This window comes from Ralstonia insidiosa, from assembly GCF_008801405.1.
GTDB classification, from domain to species: domain Bacteria; phylum Pseudomonadota; class Gammaproteobacteria; order Burkholderiales; family Burkholderiaceae; genus Ralstonia; species Ralstonia insidiosa.
In genome coordinates this window covers 194,137-219,578 of the sequence record NZ_VZPV01000001.1, presented here as the reverse complement: position 1 = coordinate 219,578, position 25,442 = coordinate 194,137, and the positions used below count along the sequence as shown (strand labels likewise).

Genomic DNA, 25,442 nt, shown 5'->3' with positions numbered 1-25,442 from the left:
CAGTCACTTGGTTCAAACCGCAAAGCCCATCACCGCAGCCACCGGCGAAGCCGGTGAAGACCGCGCGCTGCGTTACTTGCAAGCGCGCGGTTTGTCGGTGGTCATCCGCAATTATCGCTGCAAGGGCGGCGAGATTGATCTGGTGATGCGCGACGCGGCCGGCGCGCTGGTGTTCGTCGAGGTGCGTGCCCGCGTGGCGCGCTCCACGCAACGCTTCGGTGGTGCGGCCGCGAGTGTCACGCCCGCCAAGCAGCGTCGCCTGATTGCCGCGGCCGAAGATTTTCTCGCACGGCAGGCCGATGATGTGCCCGCCTGCCGTTTTGACGTCATCACCATCGACGGCGCGCGTATCGAATGGATGCGCGATGCCTTTGGCGCTGAAGCATGAACTTTGCTCTTCCTCTTTCCGGACTTCATTCAAGGACAGCATGAAACTCTCGTCGCCTACGTCTGCCCGTGCCAAGCGCATCATCGTGCTGGCTGCCCTGGCGGGTATCACCGCCACGCAGTTGACCGCCTGCTTCCCGCTGTTTGCCGGTGCCGTGGCCGGCGGCGTTGCAATGGCCACCGACCGTCGCCCGACCGCTACCCAGACCATCGACCGCGGCCTGCAGTTGGAAGCCGAGAATACGCTGATCTCGCGCTACGACGGCCGTGCCCACGTGAACGTGACGGTCTACAACCGCAAGGTGCTGCTGACCGGTGAAGCCGGTACCGAAGCGACCAAGCAGGAGATCGGCCAGTACGCGCAGAAGCTGGAGAACGCGCGTGAGGTCGTCAACGAGCTCGTGGTGACGCCGGAGTCGAGCACGTTCGGCTCGCGCACCAACGACACGTACATCACCACCAAGGTGAAGAGCGTGCTGGCCGGCACGGAAGGTGTGCCCTGGAACTCCATCAAGGTGACCACCGAAGCGCAGACCGTCTTCCTGCTGGGCGTGGTGACCGAGGCCGAGGGCAACAAAGCCACCGAAGCCGTGCGCACCGTGGGCGGCGTCAAAAAGGTCGTGAAAGTGTTCGACTACGTGACCGAAGAGGAGCGCAAGCGCCTGGATACGAACGCATCGTCGACCAACCCGCAGACCGCGCCGGGTACGCCGGCCCCGGTGCAGCAGGGCACGCCGACGGCAACGCAGGCACCGGCACCGGTCACCTCGGCCTCGCCGGGCGTGACGGTGTCGCCCACCACCTCGCCGGCACTGCCGCCGGGCAAGCAACTGCCCTGAGGCCCATCGGCGCATCACAAAAAACGCAGCCACCGCGCTGCGTTTTTTGTTGTCCGCGCGCACGGCACATGGCAAGGCGGGCGTGTTAGCGTATGACGCTTCCGTGACTTCGCTGCCCCCCATGCCCGTCGCTCACCGACTTGCTGTCGCCGCTTTGCTTGCGGCGCTGTCTTCGGCTCACGCCGTCCAAGCGGCCGATCGCCCGCCCACCAACGCGCAGGCCCGTACCTGGGCTGCCTCCTGCGCGAGCTGCCATCACGCGGATACGGCACCCGGTGCCAAGTCGGCTGCGCAGACGCTGCCCTCGCTGGCCGGCCGCTCGCAGGCTGAATTGATCGACACGCTGCAGGCGTTCCGCAACGGCACGCGCCCCTCCACGGTGATGGGCCAGCTTGCGCGTGGTTATGACGATGCGCAGATCACCGCGATTGCCGGCTGGCTGTCGCGCCAACCGCAGGAGGCCCCATGAACCAGACCCTGCGCAAGGACCGGCGCACCGTACTGCGCGCACTTGGGGCGACTGCCTTGGCCGGGCCGCTGGCCGCATGCGCTTCGCTCTCGGGCACGCGCAATGCGCGCGTCGTCGTGGTTGGCGGCGGCTACGGCGGTGCGACAGCAGCGAAGTACGTGCGTGTGTTCTCCGGCAACCATGTCGACGTGACGCTGGTCGAGCCCAATGCCGCATTCGTGTCGTGTCCGCTGTCGAATCTCGTACTGTCGGGTGACCGTGATCTGGCCTCGATCACCGTGCCGTACGACGCGCTGGTCGAGCGCCACGGTGTGCGCTGGGTGCGCGATCGCGCCGCGGCCATCGACATCGGCGCGAAGCAGGTGCGCCTGGCCGGCGGCGGCACGCTGGACTATGACCGGCTGATCCTCTCGCCCGGCATCGATTTCGTGCCGGGGGCGATTCCTGGTCTGGCCAACGCGGCCACGGCTGCGCAGGCACCGCACGCGTGGAAGGCCGGCATGCAGACACTGGCGCTGCGTCACCGGCTCGAAGCCATGCCCAACGGCGGCACGGTGGCCATCAGCATTCCGCTGGCGCCGTACCGCTGCCCGCCCGCGCCGTACGAGCGCGCCTGCCTGATTGCCAACTGGCTGCAGCGCGCCAAGCCGGACTCGCGTGTACTCATTCTTGATGCCAACGACGACGTGACCTCCAAGGGCGCCCTGTTCAAGCGCGTGTGGGCGGAGCGTTATCCACAGCACATCGAATATCGCCCGCAATACAACGCGGTCGACATCGACGCCACCGGCCGCGTGCTCAAGTTCGATGTACAGGACGATGTGCAGGCCGATGTGGTCAACCTCATCCCGCCGCAGCGTGCCGGGGCGATTGCCGTGCAGGCCGGGCTGGCGACCGCCAATGGGCGCTGGTGCGAGGTCGATTTCCTGTCGTTCGAATCAAAGGCAGCGCCGGGCGTACATGTGATTGGCGATGCCATCCAGACCGCGCCGCTGATGCCTAAATCGGGCCACATGGCCAACCAGCATGGCAAGGTGGCGGCCGCTGCCGTGGTGGCCATGTTGGCCGGCCACGCGCCCGACACGTCGCCGCTGTATGCCAACACCTGCTACAGCTTCATCACCCCCGACGAGGCGATGCACGTGGCGACCGTCCACCGCTATGACTCGGCCGAGCGCACCATGGTGACGGTGCAAGGCGCGGGCGGGCTCTCGGATGGCCCCTCCGTGGCGGAAGGCAAGCTGGCGCAGGGCTGGAGCCGGGCAATCTGGTCGGACATGCTCGGCTAGTCCGCTGAATCATTGAAATGGGAGGTGAAGGACATGTCATGCGGGAAGCAGCGCTAGGCGCAAAGCGCAGCAATAGCGAGCTATTGCGAGCATTTGCAACGACGCGATGCGCCCGCATGGCATGGCAGGCACCGACCAATTTCAATGATTCAGTGGACTAGGCACAAACAATGCGCAAGATTGTGCAAGTCGCATAGGCGGCCCGCGCCTACAGTGCGTCATAGGGCCGCGCGGGCGGCCGCTGACCGTCTGAGCATTCCGATCATCATGTCTCCCAAGGATCTGCTGCTGGCCCTGACCGTTGTGCTGGTGTGGGGCGTCAACTTCGTCGTCATCAAGGTGGGCCTGCACGGCGTGCCGCCCATGCTGCTGGGTGCGCTGCGCTTTGCGCTGGTCGCCTTCCCGGCCGTGCTGTTCGTGCCGCGCCCGAAGATTCCGCTCAAGTGGCTGCTCGCTTACGGCGCCACCATCAGCTTTGGGCAGTTCGCCTTTTTGTTCTCGGCGATGTATGTGGGCATGCCGGCGGGGCTGGCCTCGCTGGTGCTGCAATCGCAGGCGTTCTTTACGCTGACGATCGCCGCGCTGGTGCTGCGCGAGCCGATCCGCTGGTTCCACCTGGCCGGCATGGCCGTTGCCGCGTGCGGGCTGGCGATCATCGGCATGGCCGGCGGTGCCGTGACGACCGGCATGACCACGGCCGGCTTCCTGCTGACGCTGTGTGCAGCGTTCTCGTGGGCCAGCGGCAATATCGTCACCAAGCGGATCGGCAAAGTGAACGTGGTGAGCCTGGTGATCTGGGGCGCGGTGATTCCGCCGATTCCGTTCCTGCTGCTGTCGTACTGGATGGAGGGGCCGGAGCAGATTGTCCACAGCCTGACGAACATCGGCTGGTCGAGCATTGGCGCGATCGTCTACCTGGCCTTTGGCGCCACCATCTTCGGCTACAGCCTGTGGAGCCGCCTGCTGGGCCGATACGCGGCCAGCCAGGTCGCGCCGCTCACGCTGCTGGTGCCGGTGGTCGGGCTGATCTCGGCCGCCGTGCTGCTGGGCGAGCGGCTGGTGCCAGCACAGTGGCTGGGCGGCGCGGTGGTGATGGCCGGCCTGCTGCTCAACGTCTTCGGTGGCCGGCTGGCAGCACGGCGGGCGATGGCCTGAGCGTCGACGCCCTGCCGAACAGGCGCCCGGGCCGTAAGGTTCCGGGCGCTTTGCTTTTGGGGCGACGCGGGATTTGGCCCACTTCGGGCACAATAACGGGTCCGATTTCGATCATTGCGACCATTGGCCCGCACACGCATGCGGGCAGGCCCATCCTCTGGAGACCACATGAAGTTCGCCCCCACGCTCGCCGCGGCTGCGGTGCTGGCCGGCCTGGCGTTGTCCGCCACGCCTGCGCTGGCCGCCGTCGACGCAGCCCGTGCCCTGACCATCGCCAACCAGAACGCCTGCATGGGCTGCCACGCCGTGGATCGCAAGCTCGTCGGCCCGGCCTACAAGGATGTCGCCGCCAAGTACAAGGGCGATGCAGGGGCCGAAGCCAAGCTCATCAAGAAGGTGCGCGAAGGCGGCATGGGCAACTGGGGCCAGATTCCGATGCCGGCCAACCCGAAGATCGCCGATGCGGATCTGAAGACCGTGATCGACTGGGTGCTCGCGGGCGCCCCGGCCAAGTGAGCGAGGACAGGGCAATGACCGATTCCGTGAACCTCTCCCGCCGAGACGTGCTGCGCGCAGGTGCCATGATGGCGCTGCTGGTGTCCGCCGGCCTCGCCACCCCGGCACAGGCCGCCGAGTGGAACAAGGCTGCCTTCGCCATCAAGGGCGTGAACGACGTGCTCAAGCAACTGGGCGGCGGCGCTGTCGACAAGGGCGGCGCTGGTATCCAGCTCACCGCCCCGGACATCGCCGAAAACGGCGCCGTGGTGCCGCTGGTGGTGACCAGCACGCTGCCGGGTACGGACCTGATCGCCATCCTGGTGGAAAAGAACCCGAACACGCTGGCCGCCACATTTGCCATTCCGGCCGGCACCGACCCGTTTGTGAGCACGCGCGTGAAGATGGGCGAGACCTCGATGGTCTACGCCGCCGTGCGTGCCAACGGCAAGTGGGTGCTGGCGAGCAAGGAAGTGAAGGTCACCCTTGGTGGCTGCGGCGGTTAAGAATCAGGACAAGGAGCACACCATGGCAGACCCGATGCGCATTCGCGCAATGGAAAACGGCGGCACGACCGACGTGAAGATCCTGATGAAGCACGACATGGAAACCGGCCAGCGCAAGGACGCGTCCGGCAAGATCGTGCCGGCTTGGCACATCACCAACGTGACGGTGCAGCACAACGGCAAGACGGTGCTGGACGGGCAGTTCGGCCCGGCCGTATCGAAGGATCCGTTCCTCAATTTCAAGTTCAAGGGCGGCGCCAAGGGCGACAAGGTGACGGTCACGTGGGTCGACAACCACGGCGACAAGCGCACCGACGAGACTGCAATCCAATAACGCTTTTCAGGAGGCTGCCATGCGACGCAGTTTCTTCCGTGTGACCGCTGCGCTGGCAGCGTTGGGCGTGGCAGGCAAGGCCGCCGCGCAGACCGCACCCCGTGCCGGCGGCGCTGGTGCCCGCTACAAGGTGGTGTACCAACTGAGCGAAGGCATCGACCAGGCCGTGCGCGCGATCGGCAACCTTCGTAACCACCTCAACGGCGCACCCGGCACGAAGATCGTGGTGGTGGCGCTGGGGCACGGCATCGAATTCCTGGTCGAAGGGGCCAAGGACGCACAGGGCCGCCCGTTCGACGCGCCTGTGGCCGCACTGGCCAGCATGGGCGTGGAGTTTCGCGTGTGCCACAACTCGCTGATGGCCTTCAAGGTGCCGGAAGACAAGCTGCTGCTCGAAGCCAAGGTGGTGCCCGCCGGTGTGGTGGAGATCACCCGCTTGCAGCAAGAAGAAGGCTTCGCCTATCTCAAGCCGTAGGCGCTCCATGGACTGTAGGCGACCCACGGAGGGGACCGTGAAACGCACCAAACGAATCGTCGCGCTGGCCGCGACGCTGGCGGCCGGCATTGCCCTGGTGGCAAACGCGCAGGACGCCAAGGATCAGAAAGACCAGAAGGACAGCGTCGCCGCCGGCATCGCGCAGTACCGCGAAATGCTGGCCGACGGCAACCCGGCCGAACTCTGGGAAGCCGCTGGCGAAGAACTCTGGAAGAAGCCCGCCGGCCCGAAGCAGGCCTCGCTCGAAGCGTGCGACCTGGGCCTGGGCCCCGGCGTCGTGAAGGGCGCGTACGCCAAGCTGCCGCGCTTCTTCAAGGACACCGGCCGCGTGATGGACGCCGAACAGCGCCTCATGTATTGCCGCATGACGCTGCAGGGGCTGACGAAGGAACAGGCCTCGGCCAACCCGTTCTCGTCGCCGGGCAAGCCGTCGGACATTGAACGGCTGATGGCGTACATCACCTCGGAATCGCGCGGCGCGGCCATTGATATTCCGTTGGCGCATCCCGAAGAAAAGCGCACGTACGAACTCGGCCGCCGCATGTTCTTCTACCGTGGCGGTGCGTATGACTTTGCCTGCGCCACGTGCCACGCCCAGCCGGGCCAGCGCATTCGCCTGCAGGAGCTGCCCGATCTGCTGACGGCCGATGGCGCGCGCTTTGCGTATTCGACATGGCCCGGCTACCGCGTCTCGCAAGGCGAGGTGCGCACGATGCAGCACCGCCTGTACGACTGCCTGCGCCAGCAGCGCTTTCCGGAACCGCTCTACGGTAGCGAGGTGATCACCGCGCTGGAGCTGTTCCTCGCCCGCAACGCCAACGGCGGCAAGATGGACGCGCCGTCGATCAAACGATGAGGCCACGCATGTTTCGACTGACCCCCATCGTTCTGACCGCGCTGGCACTCGCTGCCGGCACCGCGCACGCGGCGGATGCCATCACGCCACCCAAGCCCGACGCGAAGGCTGACGCCGCGCTCGCCAAGATCATCCACGAGAGCTTTGTCTCCAAGGGCCCGGCCACCGTGGAAGGCGTGACCGAGCGCGACGACGTGCAGAAAATCTGTAGCCAGTACGCCGATCGCAACACTGTGCCCGCCGCCGTCGCCAAGAAGCTGGAAGACGCGCAGACGAAGACCATCCACTACCCGGCTGACAACAAGTGGCTGGGCGACTGGAAGGAAGGCGAGAAGACCGCGCAGAGCGGCCGTGGCATGCAGTTCTCCGACCCCGCTGGCGGGGCCAACGGTGCCAATTGCTATGCGTGCCATCGCCTGTCGAAAGACGAGGTGTCGTACGGCACCATCGGCCCGTCGCTGTACCAGTACGGCAAGCTGCGTGGCGATTCGGAGGCGATCCTGCGCTACACGTGGGGCAAGATCTACAACTCCAACGCGTATGCCGCGTGCTCCAACATGCCGCGCTTCGGGCACAAGGGCATCCTCACCGAGCAGCAGATCCGCGATGTGATGGCGCTGTTGTTTGACCCGGCATCCCCGGTCAACCAGTAGAGACGGCCATGCACGCCATTCGACGGTTCGTGATGTGGGCGGCAGCGATGGTGCTTGCTGCTGGCACTGCGCAGGCCGTCGAGGTAGGCGATGTGGTGACGATGCCCGACGTGCAATTGCTCGACGGCACCCGTGTGCCGGGCAATGCATGGCGCGGGCATCCCGTCATCATCGCCACGTGGGCCTCGTGGTGCCCGTTCTGCGCGCTGCAGAATCCTCGCTTGCAGAAGCTGTATGAAGCAACGCGCGGTACCGACCTGCGCATCCTCACCATCAGCATCGACGCCAACCCGCAGCTCGCGAAAGACTACGTCGCCAAGCGCGGCTTCACCTTTCCGGTGACGATGGAAACCGACGCGCTGTGCGCCGCCACCGGCCCGCGCAAGGGTTTGCCGGAACTGCTCGTGCTCGACACCAACGGTCGCGTGGTGCGAAAGGAAGTCGGCGAAATGCTCGAAGACGACGTGGCGGATCTCGCTCGCTACGCGCACAACAACAAGCAATGAACCGCCGCGAATTCGTTCAAGCCCTGGCGATTGCCACAGCCGCCGGCCTGCGCCTGACCGATGCCCATGCCGATACGTTGAGCTACGACGTACCACGCTTCGGCAACGTTCACCTGCTGCACTTCACCGACTGCCACGCGCAGTTGCTGCCCATCGAATACCGCGAGCCCAACATGAACCTGGGCGTAGCGCAATGGGCCGGGCAACCGCCGCATCTGGTTGGGCACGCGCTGCTCAAGCGTTACGGCATCGCGCCCGGTACACGTGCCGCGCATGCCTTTACTTGGCTTAATTTCAACGAAGCCGCGCGCCGCTACGGCCGCATGGGCGGCTTCGCGCATCTGGCCACGCTCATCAAGCGCCTGCGTGCCACGCGCCCGAACGCGCTGCTGCTCGACGGCGGTGACACGTGGCAGGGCTCGGCAACCGCGCTGTGGACCAACGGACAGGACATGGTCGAAGCGGCACTCGCACTCGGCGTCGACGTCATGACCCCGCACTGGGAGATGACCTACGGCGCCGACCGCGTACGCCACGTGGTCGACCACGATTTCAAGAACAAAGTCGCCTTCGTCGCGCAAAACATCCAGACGGCGGATTTTGGCGACCCGGTGTTCGACCCGTACGTGCTGCGCGAGCTGAACGGCGTACCGGTCGCCATCGTCGGCCAGGCGTTCCCCTACACGCCGATCGCGCACCCCGCCGATTTCACGCCCGACTGGACCTTCGGCATTCAGGAAGAGCGGCTGCAGAAGATGATCGACGAGGCGCGCGGCAAGGGCGCCAAGGTGGTCGTCCTGCTCTCGCACAACGGCATGGATGTGGACCTGAAGCTCGCCTCGCGCGTGCGCGGGCTGGATGCCATCCTCGGCGGCCACACGCACGATGCGGTGCCGGCGCCGGTCAAGGTCAGCAACCCGGGCGGCGTGACGCTCGTCACCAACGCGGGCGCCAACGGCAAGTTCGTCGGCGTGCTCGACTTGGACGTGCGCGGCGGTACCGTGCGCGACATCCGCTACACGCTGCTGCCCGTGTTCGCCGATCTGCTGCCGCCCGATCCGGCCATGACCGCGCTCATCGAGCGCGTGCGTGCGCCTTACCAAGACAAGCTCGGCGAAACGCTGGCCGTCAACCGTGGCCTGTTGTACCGGCGCGGCAACTTCAACGGCACGTTCGACCAGCTCATCGTCGATGGCCTGATGCACGCGCAGGGCGCGGAAATCGCCTTCTCGCCCGGCTTCCGCTGGGGCACCACGCTGCTGCCCGGCGAAGCGCTGACGATGGAGGCGCTGATGGCCCAGACCGCCATCACGTACCCCGCCACCACGCTCACCGAGATGACGGGCACCACCATCAAGACCGTGCTCGAAGACGTGGCCGACAACCTCTTCAACCCCGACCCGTACTACCAGCAGGGCGGCGACATGGTGCGCACCGGCGGCCTGCGCTACACCATCGACCCGATGAAGCCGATGGGCCAGCGCATCACCGACATGCGCGTGGGTGATAAACCGCTCGACGCCGACCGCCGCTACAAAGTGGCCGGCTGGGCCGCCGTGTCGCCAGAAGCCCGCAAGGCCGGTGGCCGCCCGGTGTGGGACGTGCTGGCCGACTGGCTGCGCGACCAGCGCGAAGTGACCGCCCGGCCGCTGAATACACCGCGCATTGTCGGCATGGCGGACAACCCTGGCATGGAAGCAGGGCCGGGTTGACCCGCGATTGAAGGCGCGCCGGGACTTCGGGTAGACTTATTTTTCACGGGCCGATAGCTCAGCTGGGAGAGCGCCGCGTTCGCAATGCGGAGGTCGGGAGTTCGATCCTCCTTCGGTCCACCAACTCACTGGCAAGGTTTGCCAAGCGTTGCCAAGAAACCCGCTAGCTGAAAGGCTTTGCGGGTTTTTTGTTGCCAGCGTTGCCTAAGTTTTGCCGTTGACACCCGGGGGCAAGTCACTACCCCGACGAACCACTTGCCCCCAATGCCCCTCTACGACTTCACTGCTGTTCACGCTTGGATCGCTGACCCCGCGAACTACTGCGTCGCGCCGAGCAGCAACGCGCCGTAGATGCATAAACTAAGTGCATGAATCCGCATACTTTTTCTGCGGCCTTAGATAGCCCGTCGAGACTAGCCGCAGACCGCTCCGGGAAGGTTATGCACCAGCATAAAAACCACTCGATGAAGCGCGCCGGTGAGGCGGGGTATGTCGTCTCCAAACATGTCGTGCGTTGCGTACTAGATGCCCGCCAGGCAGTTCTTGAAAACACCCCACATGTCTTGGTGGTGGACGAGCGCAGCGCAGCGATGGCCGACAAGTTCCTCAACCTGCTGGGCAGGATCGCGCTTAGCGAGGCTCCCAGTGATCGCCTCCCGGGAGTGCCAAGGATCATCTGATCAATGGCTGCTATCGGCCAGTAGCTGTCACTCGACATCGTGACTCAGGCCGCGCATATTTGTTATCTTCGTGAGAGCACCGCCACCTTAGGTGGCGGTCGAGAATGACGGTCGAAGAATTGCAAAGCAATCTGTTCCAGCTTATTGATGTATATGTCACAAGTTCAACTGTGAACGACGAGCTTACGTCGCTCGTGAATCGGCATGATGTTCCAGTGAAAGCAATCCTTGTTGACCTAACACTTTCCGTCTCGGAAGGGCAAATTTCAGAGGCCGATGCGCAGACCATTGGCGATATATTATTCAACTATTGCTGAGATCGAAGTATCGTCAACCGACGGCCCTATCCGACCGTTTCACCCTAACTACTATATTTAATTCGTCAACGCGATGAAAGCGGAAATTCAATGACAACTGAAGCACCTCAAACCGATGCTGATTCCGAAGATGGCACGAAGGATCGTGGTCGGCTAGCGAAGCGCGACTGGCTTAGGTTACATGCAAAATCATTTTCTTTGCGTTGGACAGCAGTTTCAGGTGTCTTATGGCTAACCGCATGGAACAAGGCTGGTTATTTTCTGTCCGGGACTTCACTGATCATCGCGGCAATCGCGTCAAGTTGTGCGGCGATTGGTTTTTACATAGCCCATCAAGTGACAAACAAGTAGCCGGGAAAAGCCTGTGAGACTGGATCTCAAGAACAATAAATGGAAAATCACGATAGCGCTCATTGTCGTAGTGGGAACAGTGTTGCTTGGCCTTGGATTCCGCATTCACATTGGGTATTTTTCTGAAGATAGGATAGCGGCACTTCGTGCGGAGGCTTTGCTGGTTAAACGTTTCAACTCGAAGCAGTTCGACCTGATCTATGCTGATGCAGCCCAGGCAATGCGCGACGCGGTTTCCCGAAGGCAAATGGTGGAAGCCATGACGGCGACCATGGATGCTTTTGGGACGATCGTCGAGGATACCGAAGGGGCGGTCACGTGCTTCCCAGATCAGGTGCGAATGGTTCGCTGGTTGAAATCGTCAAGTGGTGCCGAACTAACGCAGATGAGCATGTGGTACACGCCGGGTGGAGACGCAAAGTTGTTGATGATGCAGATCTCGCCGGGACGTGAGGCAGTGGACCCTGCAATAGTTGAACAACATCGCTGTAGCTCGCGGTAGGTCGCGTGAACTCGATGGCCACAGTTCGAATGGGGAGCGAGCTCCAGCGGGTCAGCTGAACTTCCGGCCGCCATTCACTCTGAACCTTGAGCGTTTGCCTCTGCAAAGGGTGAACTTCCAGGCTATGTCGCGCTTGTTTGGCGAATGCGCTAGGTTTAGCCACTGCTATTTTTGCAGCAGATGCAAAGGTATGCTTCTCTGACAAAGTGCAGCCCTATGCTTCAACAACAAAGCCGACCATGTGTCGGCTTTGTTGTTTTGTAACCCGAGCCCTTCAGCTGCCTATCGGCTAGCGTCCAACATGCAAATTGCAAAAACGTAGGCCCGTTAAGACGGGTGATCACGCGACCCTAGCGTATGGGCAGGATTCTTGATGTTGTAGTGAAGGGACTGACCTTTTGAGCCTGCTTGATGCACCTATGCGGAACGCATGAATTGGCCAGGCACAAATCCATCGATGATGCCTTCGGCCATCTTCGCAGCCGCACGTTTTGCCGTCCCGATGCTCTCCCATTGGGTCGTCAGCAGCGGGAAGATTCGGGAACGCTCGGTATCCGGTGGCTCACCTTCCTGGCAGATCAACACGGAGGCGCTGTAAGCCCGATCCGGGCGCCGCTCATGCCATTCACGAGGCGTATCAAACAGGTAGATCAGGGGATAAACATCGAACCCCTTGTAGCTGCAAGTCGGATGGGCGTCCACAGCAATCTCCGTTGAAAGGGGTGCCCCACTGTACGCTCTTTCCGCTTGCTCGACTGAACTATCCTCGAACAAGCGAGTGCGGACGAAGCGGCCTTTGTGCGCTACGTGATCCCGCCGGTCTGAGATCTCCTTCCCAAGGCTGTGCGTGCATGTCGAGGGTATGGTCACCTTGCGCAGTTTTTGCGTGGAGACTTTCTCGGACGACTTGCCCGATGGCCAACCGGCAAAAGGCTTCAACGCTGTGCGCAACTGTGGGTGGCACATCGGGCGTGCTTGCCAACAGCCTGAAGGACCGTCTTCCTTCACCCACGAAACTGGTGAATTGCACACAGTTCGGGTGTCCATCGGTGCAAAAGCCAACCGTGATGGAATACGTCACGCCTTTTGCCCCTCCAGGTAGTGTGCAGAGAAAGCTCGTCTTGTCAGACGCATGCGTCATCTTGTTTCCGGATGGGTCATGCACTCAATACTCCTCTCTAACGCAATATCAGAATCGGCGTGGCCATGAACGGGGGAAATGCATTGCGCCCTTTACAGCAACGCTACAGACTCGCCCGCCACCAGGCCATTGATGACGTCTTCGCCAAACTTCAGCGCTCCCCGCCTCGCCGTGCCAACGTTTTCCCAAACGGCAAGCGTCACGCGAAAAACGCGCGAATGCTCGGTTCCAGGTCGATGACCCTCTCGGCAGATCATCACAGACGCGTTGAACGTGCGATCGGGGCGCTTTCGCGGCCATGACTGGACCGTCTCGGTCCTGTACACCAATGGATACAGGTCAAAACCTTTGTACGTGGCTGACGGGTTTGCATTCATGAATGACTCCGGCCGATGGTGGGCATGACTGACACCCCGGCAGGGCGCCGGCAGTGGTTTTGAATGGCAATCCCGTTGATTGGCCCGGGCGGCTATGCATCCATTCCCAGATGGTCGACGGTGATCACGAGCGCCCGATCTCCCGGGTCTACCTGAGCATGCACGCCAAGGTGCGCCCGCAGAAAACGGTCAAGCATGCGCTGCAGCTCACAAAGGTCTTGCCGATCTGCGTGCATCAACTGATGCATGACATCGTGCGTGAATGCGATCGTCAGCGTTCTCACACGCCAGATGCGGCTGTCGAACTCAGGTACCTGCCAGTTTGCCGTGAGCACACTGGGATCGGTGTTCCAGGTCCGCACATCCTGCCCGGTAATTTCATCCAGCACCGGCTTGGTAAATGCGACAAGATCGAGCATCACGGATTTCCACGACTTACATCGCGAGTAGGAGCACTAGCAGGCAACTTCCGTGTGCGGAACTGGCGAGGATGACAGGGGGCAGGGCACGATCAGCGAGAGAGGCGCGACCGAGCGCGGTGATCACAAGTGCGGGTAAAAATGCTTTCGTACCAACGGATGCGTGATCCGGCGCACCGTGGGTCGGTGTTCCACTGTACTCCCATATGTGCACTGCGGCGTCATCATCTTTTGGAGTACCTCACGACGTGTCGTTCGCGCGCAGTCGTGGCGCAAGTCAAAGCAACAGGCGAAGGTGCAGTCTGCTTCAACCTGACGCTCAGCGTGTGCCGTATGTCGGACGTGAACACGGCGATGTGCGGAGGGCGAAAAAAAACCCCGCGTGGCGGGGTTTTTTCTTGGCGGGCGAGATCGCTCAGATCACTTGAATCTTGGTCGCAGCCGGGCCTTTTTGGCCAGCACCGGACACAAAGCTCACTTTCTGCCCTTCTTGAAGCGACTTGAACCCATTACCCTGAACCTCAGAGAAATGAGCAAACAGATCGTTGCCGCCTGCGTCAGGGGTGATGAAGCCGAAGCCCTTGGAGTCGTTGAACCACTTTACGATACCGGTTTCCATGTTGGATTCCTTAAACGTTCTGGATAAGCCCATGCTTACCAGGCATGACGATCAAGGAAGGAACAAAGAGAAAAAGGTGTCGCTTGGCGTGACAACCCAAAACATCGGAGTAACTGCTTGAAAAGCCTGCGGCGCAAGTTCTACCAGCATCGCAAGTCATTGTCAACAAAAAAGCCATCAATCTCGAAATAGCGCATGAATGTGGTTGCGACCGCGCTCTGCCGCCGCACCACGTTGCTCATGCACCGCAGCCGTTGTAAATCAAGGAAGGCTCGCATGGAGGCAGCGGTTGCGGGAAGCTGTTACCATGCACAACCTCTGCCCGCTTTTCGAATCGATCGGGCTCGGATACCGGCCATACGACACAACATAGCGCCGGCCACCCTCGGGCGTACACCCGGATCATCTTGGGCCACGCAGCCCATCACCTACCTGACCGGCGGTTTATCCGCTCCGTATGCGGCACGCATGTACTAGGCGCGCCAGCCTACGCAAGTACGGTCACTCGTTGCCAATCGCTTGCGCCATGCATTTGTGTGCATGATCCAAAGGCATTGGCCCCACCCATCGTGGCGTAGCTCATCTGCAGGAAGCGGCTTGCTCAGGCGCTCCATGCCTGCCATCTGCCTTCGCCCGAAACCTAGCAGTGTATTGAACCAAGTCCTTTCCCCCTACACGGTGTCCGTGTACCCAATTGAACAAGAACCCGGCATCTGGTTTGCCACCTATCTCATCAGTGAGTACAGCGATGGTGTGGAACGCATCCTCGCCAACGTCTCGATGCGCCACAACGTACATGGTACGGAGGCACTCGCAAGACATGCGGCCCGGCTTGCAGGAAGAGCAGCCATCGCACGTCTGGCGCCTCGCGACAAGAACTGAACCATGCAAGCCGCCTCGGGCGGCTTTTCCGCTTGCTGCAACGGCATGCCCCCACCCACAGTCAACGAGAAGAGAATCACCATGTCTGTTAGCGATGAATGGGAAGAATTGCATCTCACGCCCGACGGCTGGAGAGATGGCAGCTACCGGCACGAGCCTGGCGATGCCGTCATCGTCGCGCCACCGGCCAATGATGTACTGACGGTGCGCAGGCATGTGGCTGCCGTGTATGGCGGTCCGTCACGCGTGACAGAAGACAGAACACCGCGCACCGATGACATGAGCCAGATCGAGCAATTGCTGTTGAAATATGGCGCTCCCGTCTTTGGCGTCTAACCCAGAGACGAAACGGACGAATGCCCGTGCGCTACATCGGGTCCACGTTATTCGAGAGAGGAATTGGCATGACACTCTGCCACGCTTGCCTTGCCATTGAAGTCCATCGACTTGGTGCATCAGGCCATGCTTCCCTAAGAATCACCGACACACAACGCATCAAAGTATCCAAGGCGGCGGCTGTCACGGTGAGCACGTTCACGTGCGGCACGTGCGGCGCGAGTTGGACCTATCGCGAAGGGAAAAACGTGCCCAACCCAGGATGGTCGCTTGATCAGTAGCGCCAGTACCTCGTCAGCGAGGAGCCGGCTGATCTCGTGCTCATAGGCCCTCGTGCCACCATGCCAAGGCGCAAAGATAGGGGTTCAGGGTGAGGCAAAGAGATCGTCCCTGTCTCAAGCCATGCCCAAAAACCGGCGAGCTGCAAAGCCTCGCGGGTTTCTTATTGCCAGGATTACCCAGGTTTTACGTTGCCCTCGGGGTCAGCCCCCTCAGAGAATCGTGTCACATCAAGTGCGAGTGATTGAGACACCGCCCTCGACGAGCAACGTTGTACCCGTCACGAAGCTCGACAGATCGGACGCAAGATAGAGCGCCGACTTGGCGATCTCTTCTGGATGGGCCATCCGTTTGAGCGCGTGGATGCTTTCGACAAACGCTTTCTGCTCCGGCTTGCTGGCTGCCTCCCGCCCCATCTCGGTGTCGGTGCCGCCCGGCATCAGCACGTTGACGCGCAAGCCAGACGGACCGTACTCGGCGGCGAGCGTGCGCGTCAGGCCCACGAGCGCAGCCTTGCTCGCGGAATACGCGGCCATCCCTGGAAAGCCGACCGTATAGCCGACGAACGATGACGTGAAGATCAGCGAGCCGTGCGGGCGCGCGAGCAGCGCTGGAATCTGATATTTCGCGCCGAGGAACGCACTCGTCAGGTTGGTCTCGAGCGTGTCGCGCCAGCCGTCCAGCGTGATGTCGGTGACGCTGCCGAGCGCCCCCATTGTCGCGGCATTGTTGAACGCCACGTCAAGCCCGCCGAAACGGCCGACGGCCAACTCAACAGCGTGCTTCGCGCAACGCTCGTCCCGCACGTCGCCCGCCAGTGCCACCGCCTTGCCACCGACGTCGGCAATCTCGTCAACCAGCGTGTCGAGCAACGCCGCGCGGCGCGCAACCAGAACGACGCTTGCGCCTTCCTTCGCAAACTTCTTTGCCACCTCACGACCGATACCCGAGCTGGCGCCCGTCACGATTGCAGTCTTGTTAGCGAGAAGAGCCATGTTCACTCCATCTTGATGATCGGAGCAGCAGGGTAGGCGTCTGGATGCTGCGCAGCACTCCGGTTCTTGCTGCGCAAATCCAAGCGATGCGTTGATGGCGGTCCCGAAAAGATCAAGCCGTGCTTGGCTCGACTGCGGCCAATGACGTTGGAGGAAGCGGGGTGCTTTGGGGCCGCAACCCTACAGCTAAACGCAGCTACGCATGCCAATCACATAACCCGCAGTGCGCACCACCGCCGGGTCCGCATCAGCCGCCAGCCGCGCAAGCAGCGCTGACGCCGCGTCGTTGATTTCCGCAAGCGCCTGACAAATGCGTACACGCGCCTGAACATCGGCCGACCCATCCGAAATCGCCGCTTCAAATCGCTCCACAACGTGCTTCGCGATCGCAGGGTCTTCCGCCAGATGGGCCAACGCATCGGCCGCCTCAACATCGTGCACCCCGACGACAACCTGCTCAATCAGCAACGGAATAGTCTCGCGTACGCCCCATTCGCCAAGCACCCGCGCAGCGCGGTACCGCACGTGCTCCGCAGGGTCGAGCAGCGCGACGCGCAACGCTTCCACTGCATCGGCACCACCGAGTTTCGCCAGTGCGAGCACGGCCCGTTCGCGCACCGCCGGGTCCGCCTGTTGAAGCGCCGCACTGAGTACGCTGGCGCGGCTGCCTTCGGCTCTTTCCAACGCCCAGGACAGTGCACCCGCAACATTCGGCTCTTGCTCCTGGAGCAGGGCCTGGGCGATGAGTTCTGCCAGCGGGGCATCGCTGGAGGCGGCGTCAAACGCAGCACGCTGTCGCTCTGGCGCATGCGTCGAGTCCAGTCCTTTCAGCAACTGCACGACTTCGAGCACGGCTGACCAATCTTCGGGGGCGGCGGCGGACACGGCAGCCAGCCGGGAGAGCAGCGCTTGTTCTGCGGCCAGCCGCTCGCGACTGCGCGCCATCAGCGTGTCAATGAGCGCATCGGGGCGGGGGGCTTGTTGGCTGAGCGCCTCGCGCACCTCGGCAAGCCCAAGACCCAGCGAGCGCAGGCTTTCCACTTGGAACAGGCGCCAGGCATCGGCTTGCGAGTACTCGCGGTATCCCGCTTCAGTCCGTGCGGATGGGCTGATCAGCCCGATCCTGTCGTAGTGCCGCAGCATGCGCGCGCTGACGCCGGAGCGATTGGCCAACTCGCTGATGCGCATCACTGGTCTCCGGTGTCGTCTGGGGTATGTGGCCTCGTTTCTCGGCCTCAGGGGGGGCTTTGATCGGGTCGAAAAAATTCTATCAAAGCGATTGTTGGCAACTTGCTGATGCATCGGCTTCTGGCAACGTTGCACCTGCGCGCTCCGCATCAGTTGGATCCAGCACAAACGCCCCCTCAGGGTCGGCGATCAGCCTGAGGCTTGCGCAGGCGTGAATGCGAGCCGCTGGGTCCGTATGGCGGGCCGCTGCTGCTTCGAGCTGGGCCACGGCATCGTCCCCGAGCATGAGCAGCGCCCGGCTCAGACTCCGCTGGAGGTGCTTGTCGCCGCGGCCCAGCTCGTGAATCAGCTCGTGTGCCAGCGCGGCACGTTGCTCGGTCGGCACCAGCCCCGCCGCGGTACGCCACGCCGTACGCGCGACTTCCGGATCGGGGTCATGCAGGTGCCCGCTGGTGATCGCCGGCCACGTTGCAGGGTCGCCAATCTTTGAGAGCGTATGCAGCGCCTGGCTACGCGCTTGCGCCAACGGCGAGTGCAGTTCGTCCAGCAGCAACGGCACCGTCAGGTCCTGCGCGTGCCGGGTGAGTGCCCAGGTGAGCATGTCGCGGACAAAGAAATCCGGCTCGATGCGGCAGCGCTGCACCAGCGGCGCAATCTTGCCCGGATGGGGCGCCATGCCGGCACCCAGCGCCGCCGTCAGGCGCAGCGAGGCGTCCGGGTGCTCCAGCGCTTTGGTCAATGTGTGATGGGTCATGAACGCCTCCTCGCCCGACAGTGGGCGCCTTGTCACCGTGACAAGGTCAACCTCTTTTTTGGGCAAGGAGAGCGTGGCACACCATGGAACGTGTCGCCGTTGATGCGCTCGCTGAGGCATTGCCCGCGCGGATGACGTCAGCGACAGGCTGTGGGTCGTGCATGTTCGACGCGGGGCCTTCCGTCGGACTGCGATGTGGATAACTCCCCCCTCCCGCTGTGGAAAACTTAAGGGAAAAGCGTGTTGGCTCTCCGGGGTTAGGTTGTCCACAGTGCGGGCATAACTTCTGCGCGTGCGGATGGGGTGCGATGCGATCTACCGCACTCATCCACGCCAAGGCACACGCTGTCCGAACGGTTGTGCATTTCGCAAGGCATTGATGCCAAAGCGTTTTTTGCAGCTATCCACAGGACTTATCCACCGTTATCTACTACTACTATCTTTATATAAAGAAAGAAGTAAACAGAAACAGAAAGCATGCGGGTGCGTGTGTGCCTTGATTGCAGGCAACTGACGCTAGGACGTTTGACCTGCAATGCGTGATCAAGGAAATAGAACAGGCGGTGTTCTGTGCCTCGGGTGGCTTGCAGCTTTGGTGTCACATCACCGCAGCGGCCATGGCCTGCGCACTGATGACGAGGTTGCGCCCTGCAGCCTTGGCCTGGTACAGCGCGGCATCGGCCGTCTCGACCAGCATGTCGATGGAGAATGCCTGGCTGCTGGGTGTGGCGGTGGCGCAGCCGGCGCTGACCGTGACATAGCGTGAAGGCGCCGCGGCCTCGATACGCAGGCGCATCACCGCGTCACGCGCGCGCTCGGCCAATGCCTGTGCATCGTTCGGGCCTGTGTCGGGCAACACGATGACGAACTCTTCGCCGCCGTAGCGCGCGATGAAATCTCCGGGGCGGCGCACGACGCCGGACAGCGCTGAGGCCACGGCCGCCAGGCAGGCATCGCCTTTGAGGTGGCCGAAGGCGTCGTTGTAGCGCTTGAAGTGGTCCACATCCACCATGATGAGCGACAAGGGTTGCCCGTTGCGCTTGGCAGCGCCCACGCGCACGCCGATCTGCTCGTTGAAGTAGCTGCGGTTGTACAAGCCGGTAAGCGCGTCATGCATGGAGGCTTGCCGCAACGACACGTGCGCCTCGAACAGCCGCCGGTACAGCGCCGTCACCTCCCACACCAGCACGCACACCAGCACCCCAGGGGCGAACATGCTGAACAGGCGCGCCACGTACCAGCCCACGGTAAAGCGGTCGGCGCTCAGCAAGTTCAGGCTCGTATCCGTAAAGCACGCCAGCGCGGCAATCGCCAGCCACACGTCCAGCACGGCGCGCAGGCGGCCGCTTGCGAGCACCGCCAGCAGGGCAATCGCGTTGATGGCCCACAGGACCACCGCGACGGGGTTGCTGGCAATGGCCCCTCCGGTGGATGACACCAACGGCGGCGGCAGATCCGCCATCAGGGCGATAGCGCACAGCAGCGCGCCCACCACCACGGGCCCGCCGATCAATAACCACGTCCACAGGCCGACGTGCCGCTTGGAGACCGCATCGTGGGAGAGCCGGTCACGCGTGAGCACCGCCAGGATCACGAACATCGGAAAGCCGCCGTGCCAGAACACCCACATCCACACCGCGCTGGTCGGGCGGGCGCCGAACAGGCCGGTGGGGGAGAACACGCCCGGAAACATCAGCAGTTGCAGGGCTACGGCCAGCGCGGTGAAGGCATAGGCGCCGCCCAGCGCACCCAGCATCGGCTGGCGCGTCACGGTGAACTGGGCGCCCAGCAGGAAGGCGGCGATACAGGCGGTGGTGAAGACCGTCAATGCGCACATCGGCATGAACGGGCTGATGGCGGGCCACGGCAGGTTGGCCCGCGGCGCGGCCACGGCCAGCGTCAGGAGGATCAGCAAGGCGATCACGCCGGCCACGGCGGATTGCCGGCGCGTGGCCCGCTGGATCAGGAAACTTTCCATCCAACCCCCGGTTTGGTTATCAGTGTCCGTTCGGTCCGTTGCCCGCTGTGTGCGCCAGCGGTGCCGGGGTGGCGATCGGCGATGGGTGTGCGCGGTCTGTGTATCTCCATCATAGGCATGGGGCGACGGGGCGAAAAGCCTGGGCAATGATCGGGCTATTCCTGTCATTTGCCTAAGTCTGGCGCCGTAGCCTTGTCGGCAGACCCGCTCCAAGGGAATTGAAGGGAACGCCCCGTACCGTGCGCGGGACAAACCAGTGCTGTCGAATCAACCTGGCCTGCGGGCCGATGCGGTATGGAATCACTCAATCACACCCTGTTTCTCTGGCTCAACGCCCCGGCCGACCCAGCCCCCACCACATTTGGGCTGGCAGTGTTCTTTGCGGAATACATGATCTGGCTGGCGCCGCTCACGCTCGTGGCCTGCTGGCTGTGGGGCGAACCGGACTCGCGCCGCCATGCCCTGCAGACCGCGTTGGCCACCGCCCTGGCGCTGCTCATCAGCGCGGGGTTCAGCCTGCTCTGGTATCACCCGCGGCCGTTCGAGATCGGCCTGGGGACCAATCTGCTGCCGCATGTGGCGGATTCATCGTTCCCGAGCGACCACCTGACGGTGTGGTGGACGGTCGCATTCAGCCTGATGTGGCATGCGCGTCTGCGCCGTGTGGGCACGTGGTTGGCGCTGCTGGGCTTGCCGATGGCCTGGGCGCGCATCTACCTGGGGGTGCACTATCCGTTTGACATGCTGGGCGCTGCTACCGTGTCGGCATTGAGCGCCTGGCTGTGCAGCGGGCGCGTGGCGCACACGCTGTCGGAGCCGCTGCACCGCCTCGGGTTGGCGGTGCATGGCGTGGTACTCGCGCCGGCCGTGCGGCGCGGCTGGGTGCGCAAATAAGGGCGAAGGGCGCTCAGGCGTGCCGGCGCCACGCACGCCAGAACAGCACGAAGGCCAGCGCCGTAGCGCCCACGTTGTACAGCATCGCCAGCGCGAAGGCGTGACCATGATGTGCGGCATCTGCTGCCGTGCTGCCGCCATCCACCTGGCCAAGCAACGAGAACAGCAGCACCCCCACCACAGTCACACCCACGGCATTGCCCACCGCCTGCATGGTGGTGACGGTGCCCGCACCCATGCCCGCTTGGGCAGTCTCGACACTGCTCAGGATGGTGTTGAGCGACAGCGGGATCACCATCCCCTGACCAAAGCCATTGAGCATCAGCGGCACGATCAGCAGAGGAATGACGGTGCCAGCCTGCGCCATCGTGCTCAACAGGATGAGGCCGACGCCAAAGATCGCCGTGCCCAGCAGCAGTGCGCGGTGCCCAATGCGTTCGGCCAGGCGTGGTGCCGTGAGGGATCCGCAGAAGAAGGCAACCGCCGCCGGTGTGAAGACCATCCCCGCCGCGAGCGGTGACAGGCCGCGCCCAAACTGCAGCAGGATGGTCAGCGCCAGAAAGTACGAACTGATGGCCGTGTAGAACAGAAAGATCGCCAGCACGCCCAGCACAAAGCTCCGATTGCGGAACAACGCGATCTCAATGATGGGAACACGGCCCGCCGCCGACAGCGCCTGCTCGTACCGCACGAAATGCCGAAACACCAGGAGTGAGGCCAGCGGCACCGCCCACGCCCACCATGGCCAGCCGTATTCGCGCCCCTGCATGATGGGCACCAGCAGCATGGCAAGCGCCACTGCGCCTACCGTTGCACCGTACCCATCCAGGTGGGCTGCAACCGGCGCACGCGATTCCGTCACGAAGCTGCGCGCGGCCAGCAGCGCCACCATGCCAATCGGTACGTTGACCAGAAACACCGCACGCCAGCCTGCAATGTCGGCCGCCAGGGGGTGCGCAATCAGCCAGCCACCGATGATCTGCGACACCGACGCGGCCACGCCCTGTACCGCGCCCATCACCCCGAACGCGCGCCGACGCGCATCCCCATCAAACAACACGCGTGCGGTGGCCATGACCTGGGGCATCAGGATGGCGGCGCCCAGGCCCTGCGCCACGCGCATGGCAATCAGCATCCACGCACTCGTTGCCAGCCCGCAGAGGGCAGACGCCAGTGTGAACAGCGCCATGCCCACCAGAAACATGCGCTTGCGCCCGAACAGGTCGCCCAGGCGCGCACCGTTGAGCAGGAACACCGCATAGGCGGCGCTGTAGCCCACCATCACGAGCTGGATCTCGGCAAAGCTGGCGTGCAGGCCGGTGCGGATGTCCGGAATCGCCACGTTGACGATGAACAGGTCGAGAATGGTGACAAAGTTGCCGGTCAGCAACGCCGCCAGCGCGGGCCAGCGTCGCGCCGGCGAGGTGGGCGCGGCAGACAGGCTGCCCGCGAGGGATTCCGTTGACATGAGGGGATCTCGGTTATTAATATACGGTCGTACGTATACTAAAGAGCGATTTACCTGCGTCAAGGTTTGATTGCGTTGACCTTACTCACAGACAGGGCTTCGAGAACACAGAGGGCATCACCATGAACGAGACCGACGGCCGGCGCGCGCGCGGCGAGCGTGCGCGCGCCCAGGTGCTGGAGCACGCCACCGCCATCGCCTCCACCGATGGGCTGGAGGGGCTGACCATTGGCCGCGTCGCCACCGATGCAGGCGTGGGCAAGGGCAACATCCAGGTGCTGTTTGGCGACAAGGAGACGCTGCAGCTCGCCACGCTGGATGCGGGTGTTGTGCACTACCGGAACGTGGTGGTGGAGCCGGCGCTGGCGTTGGAAAGCCCGCTGGCCCGCCTGCGCGCGTTGACCGAAGGCTGGTTCGACTACGTTGCGGGTGGGCAGTCGCCGGGGGGTTGTTTTGTCTGCGCAGCCAGCTACGAATACCGCGCCCGCCCCGGCACCATCCAGGATCACGTGCGTGGCCACCGTGAGGCGGTGCGCGCGCGCTTTCGCGAGGTGATCGTTGCTGGTCAGGCTGCCGGTGAACTGCGCGCCGACCTGGACGTCGAGCAGCTCGTCTTCGAGATCGAATCCTTCCGCTCCAATGCCAATGTCGCCTTCCTGATGGGGGACATGGCGGTGTTCGAGCGCGCGCGGCATAGCACGCGGGCGCGCATCGACGCGGCTGTCGTGTAGGTACGGCGACCCCCCAGCCGCGGTCCGACGCGCGGATGCCACGCCCATGCGGCGCGCCGTTCCCGCGTCGCCACCTTTGGTTACACTTGAGCGATGCATGGCATTGCAGGCCCGCGGGGCTGCATTCGCCAATCACATCGAACAATGCAACGAAAGAGTGCCGGGGGGCGCATGACGATCCGAACGATCGTGGCGGTAACAGGGGGTGCGCTGTGGCTGGTCGGTTGCGCAATGCCGTATACCGAGCCGCCAGCCGGCGCCAAGACCGCAACAGTGGATTTCATTCGGCCACTGTCCAGTACCAACGCCACCATCCTCACCTTTGACGAGGCCAAGTCGTGCGGCAACCCGCGCACCGCGCTCAAGCCCAATGACGTGACCCGGCCGATCCGCGTGCTGGCGGGTGTGCCGACGGCGCTGGGGGCCACGTTCATCCGTACCTCGGGCATGCTGCAGTATCGCTGCGGTGTGTCGGCGACGTTCGTGCCGCAGCCGGGCAAGCAGTACAAGATGACGGCCAGCTACCCGACCAATGCCCACGTCTGCCGTGCCGGCGTGGTGGAATCGGACGATGGCAAATCGTGGCACGCTTTCAACGTGCGCTACCGCATGTACCAGATCAACCAAGCCTGGGGTACTGGAAGCTGCCCCGACCTGACCGATACCGATGTCGCCTTTTTGCGCGACAAGACCCGCTCCGAAGACGGCTCCACCACGCTGAGCGACCTTTCCGATCTGCTGACCCCGCAATGAGCCGTACTGCCCTGATTCTTCGCGCGTGCCTTGCCGCTGCTGCGGCGCTGAGCGCGCTGCCTGCCACTGCGCTGGAGCCGGCCGATGTCTTCGCCAAGGTCGCGCCCAGTATCTGGGAGGTGCTCGTGGCCGATGCCACTGGCCGACCGACCGCACTGGGTAGCGCGGTGGTGATCGGCGATGGGCTGGCCATCACCAACTGCCACGTGCTGCGCGGCGGCAAGCAGGTCAACGTCAAGCGCGGCAACGCCACCTTTGGTGCGCGCCTGCTGTATCCCGATGTAGAGCGCGACCTGTGCCAGCTGCGCATCGCCGATTTCCACTACCCGGCCGTCACCATCGCTCCCAGCAGCATGCTGGTGACCGGGCAGAAGGTCTATGCGATCGGCAACCCGCTGGGGTTTGATCTCACCATCAGCGAAGGGCTGATCTCGTCACTGCGGCACGACGAAAACGGACAACTCCGGGCCATCCAGACGTCTGCGGCCATCTCGCAGGGTTCGAGCGGCGGTGGGCTGTTCGACAGCAATGCGCGGCTGGTGGGCATCACCTCGCGCATGGTGTCCGCTGCGTATGGGCAAAACCTGAACTTTGCGGCCCCGGCCGACTGGATCAACGACGTGCCAGCGCGTGCGCAAAAGGCGCTGGCCGAGCGGGCGGCTGCGCAGTCTGCAGCCAAGGCGGCTGCGGCGGCGACCCCGTCGGGCACCACGCCGGCTGACGCCGCCCCACGCAAGCCTGGCGAACTTGGCCCGAAAGCGCAGGCCGGCTTTGCTGAATATTTGCGCAAGCCCTGGCCGAAGGTGTTCGTGGCGGCCGATGGCGACGAGTTCATCTACCAATGGGGCCAGAACGCGGAGTTCCGCGCGGTGTCGTGGTGCAAGGAGCGCTATCAGAACTGCTCCATCTACGCCCGGGACGACACCGTGGTCGAGGGAAAGTGACACTTGGCGCGGTTTCTGGTGTCCACGGCGGTTATCACAGACAATAAGACATTAAATTTATGACCGTTTGTGTCGTCTGTAAGCATGGAGGCTCCGGATGGTGTCAATCGGAGACCGGTTCACGGGGGCCGGAATCT

General features: G+C 63.3%; 32 protein-coding genes and 1 tRNA gene. 24 read left to right on the top strand and 9 right to left on the bottom strand.

The features are described from left to right. Positions 1–7 precede the first annotated feature (7 nt). The 18 genes from F7R11_RS01070 (at position 8) to F7R11_RS00985 (ending at position 11,547) form a co-directional block, all read left to right on the top strand. Positions 8–388, top strand: coding sequence for a YraN family protein (locus tag F7R11_RS01070; protein WP_064805649.1), 381 nt, complete (start codon positions 8–10; stop codon positions 386–388). Positions 389–428: 40 nt separating this feature from the next. Continuing rightward, on the top strand, positions 429–1,226 hold the full coding sequence (locus F7R11_RS01065) for a BON domain-containing protein (protein ID WP_064805646.1): 798 nt from the start codon (positions 429–431) through the stop codon (positions 1,224–1,226). Between the two features lie 121 nt (positions 1,227–1,347). Continuing rightward, positions 1,348–1,695 (top strand): c-type cytochrome, encoded by a 348-nt coding sequence (locus F7R11_RS01060; protein WP_048935741.1) that lies wholly within the window; start codon positions 1,348–1,350, stop codon positions 1,693–1,695. Beyond that, on the top strand, positions 1,692–2,984 hold the full coding sequence (locus F7R11_RS01055; protein ID WP_064805644.1) for an NAD(P)/FAD-dependent oxidoreductase: 1,293 nt from the start codon (positions 1,692–1,694) through the stop codon (positions 2,982–2,984). Before F7R11_RS01060 ends, F7R11_RS01055 begins: the two co-directional genes overlap by 4 nt. 267 nt (positions 2,985–3,251) lie before the next feature. After that, positions 3,252–4,139: an EamA family transporter gene (locus tag F7R11_RS01050; protein WP_064805641.1), complete on the top strand. Its 888-nt coding sequence runs from the start codon at positions 3,252–3,254 to the stop codon at positions 4,137–4,139. A 168-nt stretch (positions 4,140–4,307) separates the two neighbouring features. After that, positions 4,308–4,655 carry a c-type cytochrome gene (locus F7R11_RS01045; RefSeq protein WP_064805638.1) on the top strand — a complete coding sequence of 116 codons (348 nt, stop codon included), beginning with the start codon at positions 4,308–4,310 and terminating at the stop codon, positions 4,653–4,655. Positions 4,656–4,669: 14 nt separating this feature from the next. Continuing rightward, positions 4,670–5,140, top strand: coding sequence for a thiosulfate oxidation carrier protein SoxY (soxY, locus tag F7R11_RS01040; protein ID WP_064805636.1), 471 nt, complete (start codon positions 4,670–4,672; stop codon positions 5,138–5,140). A gap of 22 nt (positions 5,141–5,162) precedes the next feature. Then, positions 5,163–5,474, top strand: a complete 312-nt coding sequence (soxZ, locus tag F7R11_RS01035; RefSeq protein ID WP_021197224.1) for a thiosulfate oxidation carrier complex protein SoxZ — start codon at positions 5,163–5,165, stop codon at positions 5,472–5,474. Positions 5,475–5,493: 19 nt separating this feature from the next. After that, entirely contained in the window at positions 5,494–5,949 is a 456-nt protein-coding gene (locus tag F7R11_RS01030) for a DsrE family protein (protein WP_021197225.1), read from the top strand. Between the two features lie 7 nt (positions 5,950–5,956). Continuing rightward, positions 5,957–6,826 carry a sulfur oxidation c-type cytochrome SoxA gene (soxA, locus tag F7R11_RS01025; RefSeq protein ID WP_064805634.1) on the top strand — a complete coding sequence of 290 codons (870 nt, stop codon included), beginning with the start codon at positions 5,957–5,959 and terminating at the stop codon, positions 6,824–6,826. An 8-nt stretch (positions 6,827–6,834) separates the two neighbouring features. Then, positions 6,835–7,479: a sulfur oxidation c-type cytochrome SoxX gene (gene soxX / locus F7R11_RS01020; protein ID WP_064805632.1), complete on the top strand. Its 645-nt coding sequence runs from the start codon at positions 6,835–6,837 to the stop codon at positions 7,477–7,479. A gap of 8 nt (positions 7,480–7,487) precedes the next feature. Further along, positions 7,488–7,985, top strand: coding sequence for a TlpA family protein disulfide reductase (locus F7R11_RS01015; protein ID WP_064805630.1), 498 nt, complete (start codon positions 7,488–7,490; stop codon positions 7,983–7,985). Beyond that, positions 7,982–9,697 carry a thiosulfohydrolase SoxB gene (gene soxB, locus F7R11_RS01010; RefSeq protein ID WP_064805628.1) on the top strand — a complete coding sequence of 572 codons (1,716 nt, stop codon included), beginning with the start codon at positions 7,982–7,984 and terminating at the stop codon, positions 9,695–9,697. The genes F7R11_RS01015 and soxB overlap by 4 nt, the downstream gene beginning before the upstream one ends. Positions 9,698–9,744: 47 nt before the next feature. Beyond that, a tRNA-Ala gene (locus F7R11_RS01005) sits at positions 9,745–9,820 on the top strand. A gap of 317 nt (positions 9,821–10,137) precedes the next feature. Further along, positions 10,138–10,377, top strand: a complete 240-nt coding sequence (locus F7R11_RS01000; RefSeq protein ID WP_064805626.1) for a hypothetical protein — start codon at positions 10,138–10,140, stop codon at positions 10,375–10,377. Between the two features lie 104 nt (positions 10,378–10,481). Further along, positions 10,482–10,694: a hypothetical protein gene (locus tag F7R11_RS00995; protein WP_064805624.1), complete on the top strand. Its 213-nt coding sequence runs from the start codon at positions 10,482–10,484 to the stop codon at positions 10,692–10,694. Positions 10,695–10,784: 90 nt separating this feature from the next. After that, a complete protein-coding gene (locus F7R11_RS00990; protein WP_151180496.1) occupies positions 10,785–11,045 on the top strand; it encodes a hypothetical protein in 261 nt (86 codons plus the stop codon). Positions 11,046–11,058: 13 nt separating this feature from the next. Beyond that, positions 11,059–11,547, top strand: coding sequence for a hypothetical protein (locus F7R11_RS00985; protein ID WP_064805623.1), 489 nt, complete (start codon positions 11,059–11,061; stop codon positions 11,545–11,547). 417 nt (positions 11,548–11,964) lie between these two features. On the opposite strand, the gene F7R11_RS00980 is transcribed toward F7R11_RS00985, so the two are convergent. The 4 genes from F7R11_RS00980 to F7R11_RS00960 form a co-directional block, all read right to left on the bottom strand. Then, positions 11,965–12,249: a hypothetical protein gene (locus F7R11_RS00980; protein WP_064806483.1), complete on the bottom strand. Its 285-nt coding sequence runs from the start codon at positions 12,247–12,249 to the stop codon at positions 11,965–11,967. A gap of 531 nt (positions 12,250–12,780) precedes the next feature. After that, the gene (locus tag F7R11_RS00970) at positions 12,781–13,065 is read right to left on the bottom strand and encodes a hypothetical protein (protein WP_021197233.1); all 285 of its coding nucleotides are present in this window, start codon (positions 13,063–13,065) and stop codon (positions 12,781–12,783) included. Between the two features lie 92 nt (positions 13,066–13,157). Continuing rightward, positions 13,158–13,484 (bottom strand): hypothetical protein, encoded by a 327-nt coding sequence (locus F7R11_RS00965; protein ID WP_021197234.1) that lies wholly within the window; start codon positions 13,482–13,484, stop codon positions 13,158–13,160. 415 nt (positions 13,485–13,899) lie between these two features. Further along, the gene (locus F7R11_RS00960; RefSeq protein ID WP_021197235.1) at positions 13,900–14,103 is read right to left on the bottom strand and encodes a cold-shock protein; all 204 of its coding nucleotides are present in this window, start codon (positions 14,101–14,103) and stop codon (positions 13,900–13,902) included. Between the two features lie 651 nt (positions 14,104–14,754). Between F7R11_RS00960 and F7R11_RS00955 the strand changes: the two genes are divergently transcribed. Continuing rightward, positions 14,755–14,985, top strand: a complete 231-nt coding sequence (locus F7R11_RS00955; protein ID WP_080981257.1) for an isochorismatase — start codon at positions 14,755–14,757, stop codon at positions 14,983–14,985. 81 nt (positions 14,986–15,066) lie between these two features. After that, positions 15,067–15,321 (top strand): hypothetical protein, encoded by a 255-nt coding sequence (locus tag F7R11_RS00950; RefSeq protein ID WP_064805621.1) that lies wholly within the window; start codon positions 15,067–15,069, stop codon positions 15,319–15,321. 509 nt (positions 15,322–15,830) lie between these two features. Here F7R11_RS00950 and F7R11_RS00940 read toward each other — a convergent pair. From F7R11_RS00940 to F7R11_RS00925, 4 genes are all read right to left on the bottom strand, one after another. Continuing rightward, positions 15,831–16,595 carry an SDR family oxidoreductase gene (locus F7R11_RS00940; RefSeq protein WP_064805619.1) on the bottom strand — a complete coding sequence of 255 codons (765 nt, stop codon included), beginning with the start codon at positions 16,593–16,595 and terminating at the stop codon, positions 15,831–15,833. A 186-nt stretch (positions 16,596–16,781) separates the two neighbouring features. Further along, the gene (locus F7R11_RS00935; RefSeq protein ID WP_064805616.1) at positions 16,782–17,783 is read right to left on the bottom strand and encodes a MerR family transcriptional regulator; all 1,002 of its coding nucleotides are present in this window, start codon (positions 17,781–17,783) and stop codon (positions 16,782–16,784) included. An 82-nt stretch (positions 17,784–17,865) separates the two neighbouring features. Further along, positions 17,866–18,537, bottom strand: coding sequence for a HEAT repeat domain-containing protein (locus F7R11_RS00930; RefSeq protein WP_064805614.1), 672 nt, complete (start codon positions 18,535–18,537; stop codon positions 17,866–17,868). A 598-nt stretch (positions 18,538–19,135) separates the two neighbouring features. Continuing rightward, positions 19,136–20,515, bottom strand: a complete 1,380-nt coding sequence (locus F7R11_RS00925) for a sensor domain-containing diguanylate cyclase (RefSeq protein ID WP_064805612.1) — start codon at positions 20,513–20,515, stop codon at positions 19,136–19,138. A 294-nt stretch (positions 20,516–20,809) separates the two neighbouring features. Between F7R11_RS00925 and F7R11_RS00920 the strand changes: the two genes are divergently transcribed. Further along, positions 20,810–21,409: an undecaprenyl-diphosphatase gene (locus tag F7R11_RS00920; RefSeq protein ID WP_064805610.1), complete on the top strand. Its 600-nt coding sequence runs from the start codon at positions 20,810–20,812 to the stop codon at positions 21,407–21,409. A gap of 13 nt (positions 21,410–21,422) precedes the next feature. On the opposite strand, the gene F7R11_RS00915 is transcribed toward F7R11_RS00920, so the two are convergent. Further along, positions 21,423–22,877, bottom strand: a complete 1,455-nt coding sequence (locus F7R11_RS00915) for an MFS transporter (RefSeq protein WP_021197243.1) — start codon at positions 22,875–22,877, stop codon at positions 21,423–21,425. A 122-nt stretch (positions 22,878–22,999) separates the two neighbouring features. On the opposite strand from F7R11_RS00915, the gene F7R11_RS00910 reads away from it, so the two are divergent. The 3 genes from F7R11_RS00910 (at position 23,000) to F7R11_RS00900 (ending at position 25,305) form a co-directional block, all read left to right on the top strand. Further along, entirely contained in the window at positions 23,000–23,608 is a 609-nt protein-coding gene (locus F7R11_RS00910; RefSeq protein ID WP_064805608.1) for a TetR/AcrR family transcriptional regulator, read from the top strand. A 171-nt stretch (positions 23,609–23,779) separates the two neighbouring features. Next, positions 23,780–24,361, top strand: coding sequence for a hypothetical protein (locus F7R11_RS00905; protein ID WP_064805606.1), 582 nt, complete (start codon positions 23,780–23,782; stop codon positions 24,359–24,361). Beyond that, positions 24,358–25,305 (top strand): S1C family serine protease, encoded by a 948-nt coding sequence (locus F7R11_RS00900; RefSeq protein ID WP_064805604.1) that lies wholly within the window; start codon positions 24,358–24,360, stop codon positions 25,303–25,305. Before F7R11_RS00905 ends, F7R11_RS00900 begins: the two co-directional genes overlap by 4 nt. The last annotated feature ends 137 nt before the right edge of the window (positions 25,306–25,442 follow it).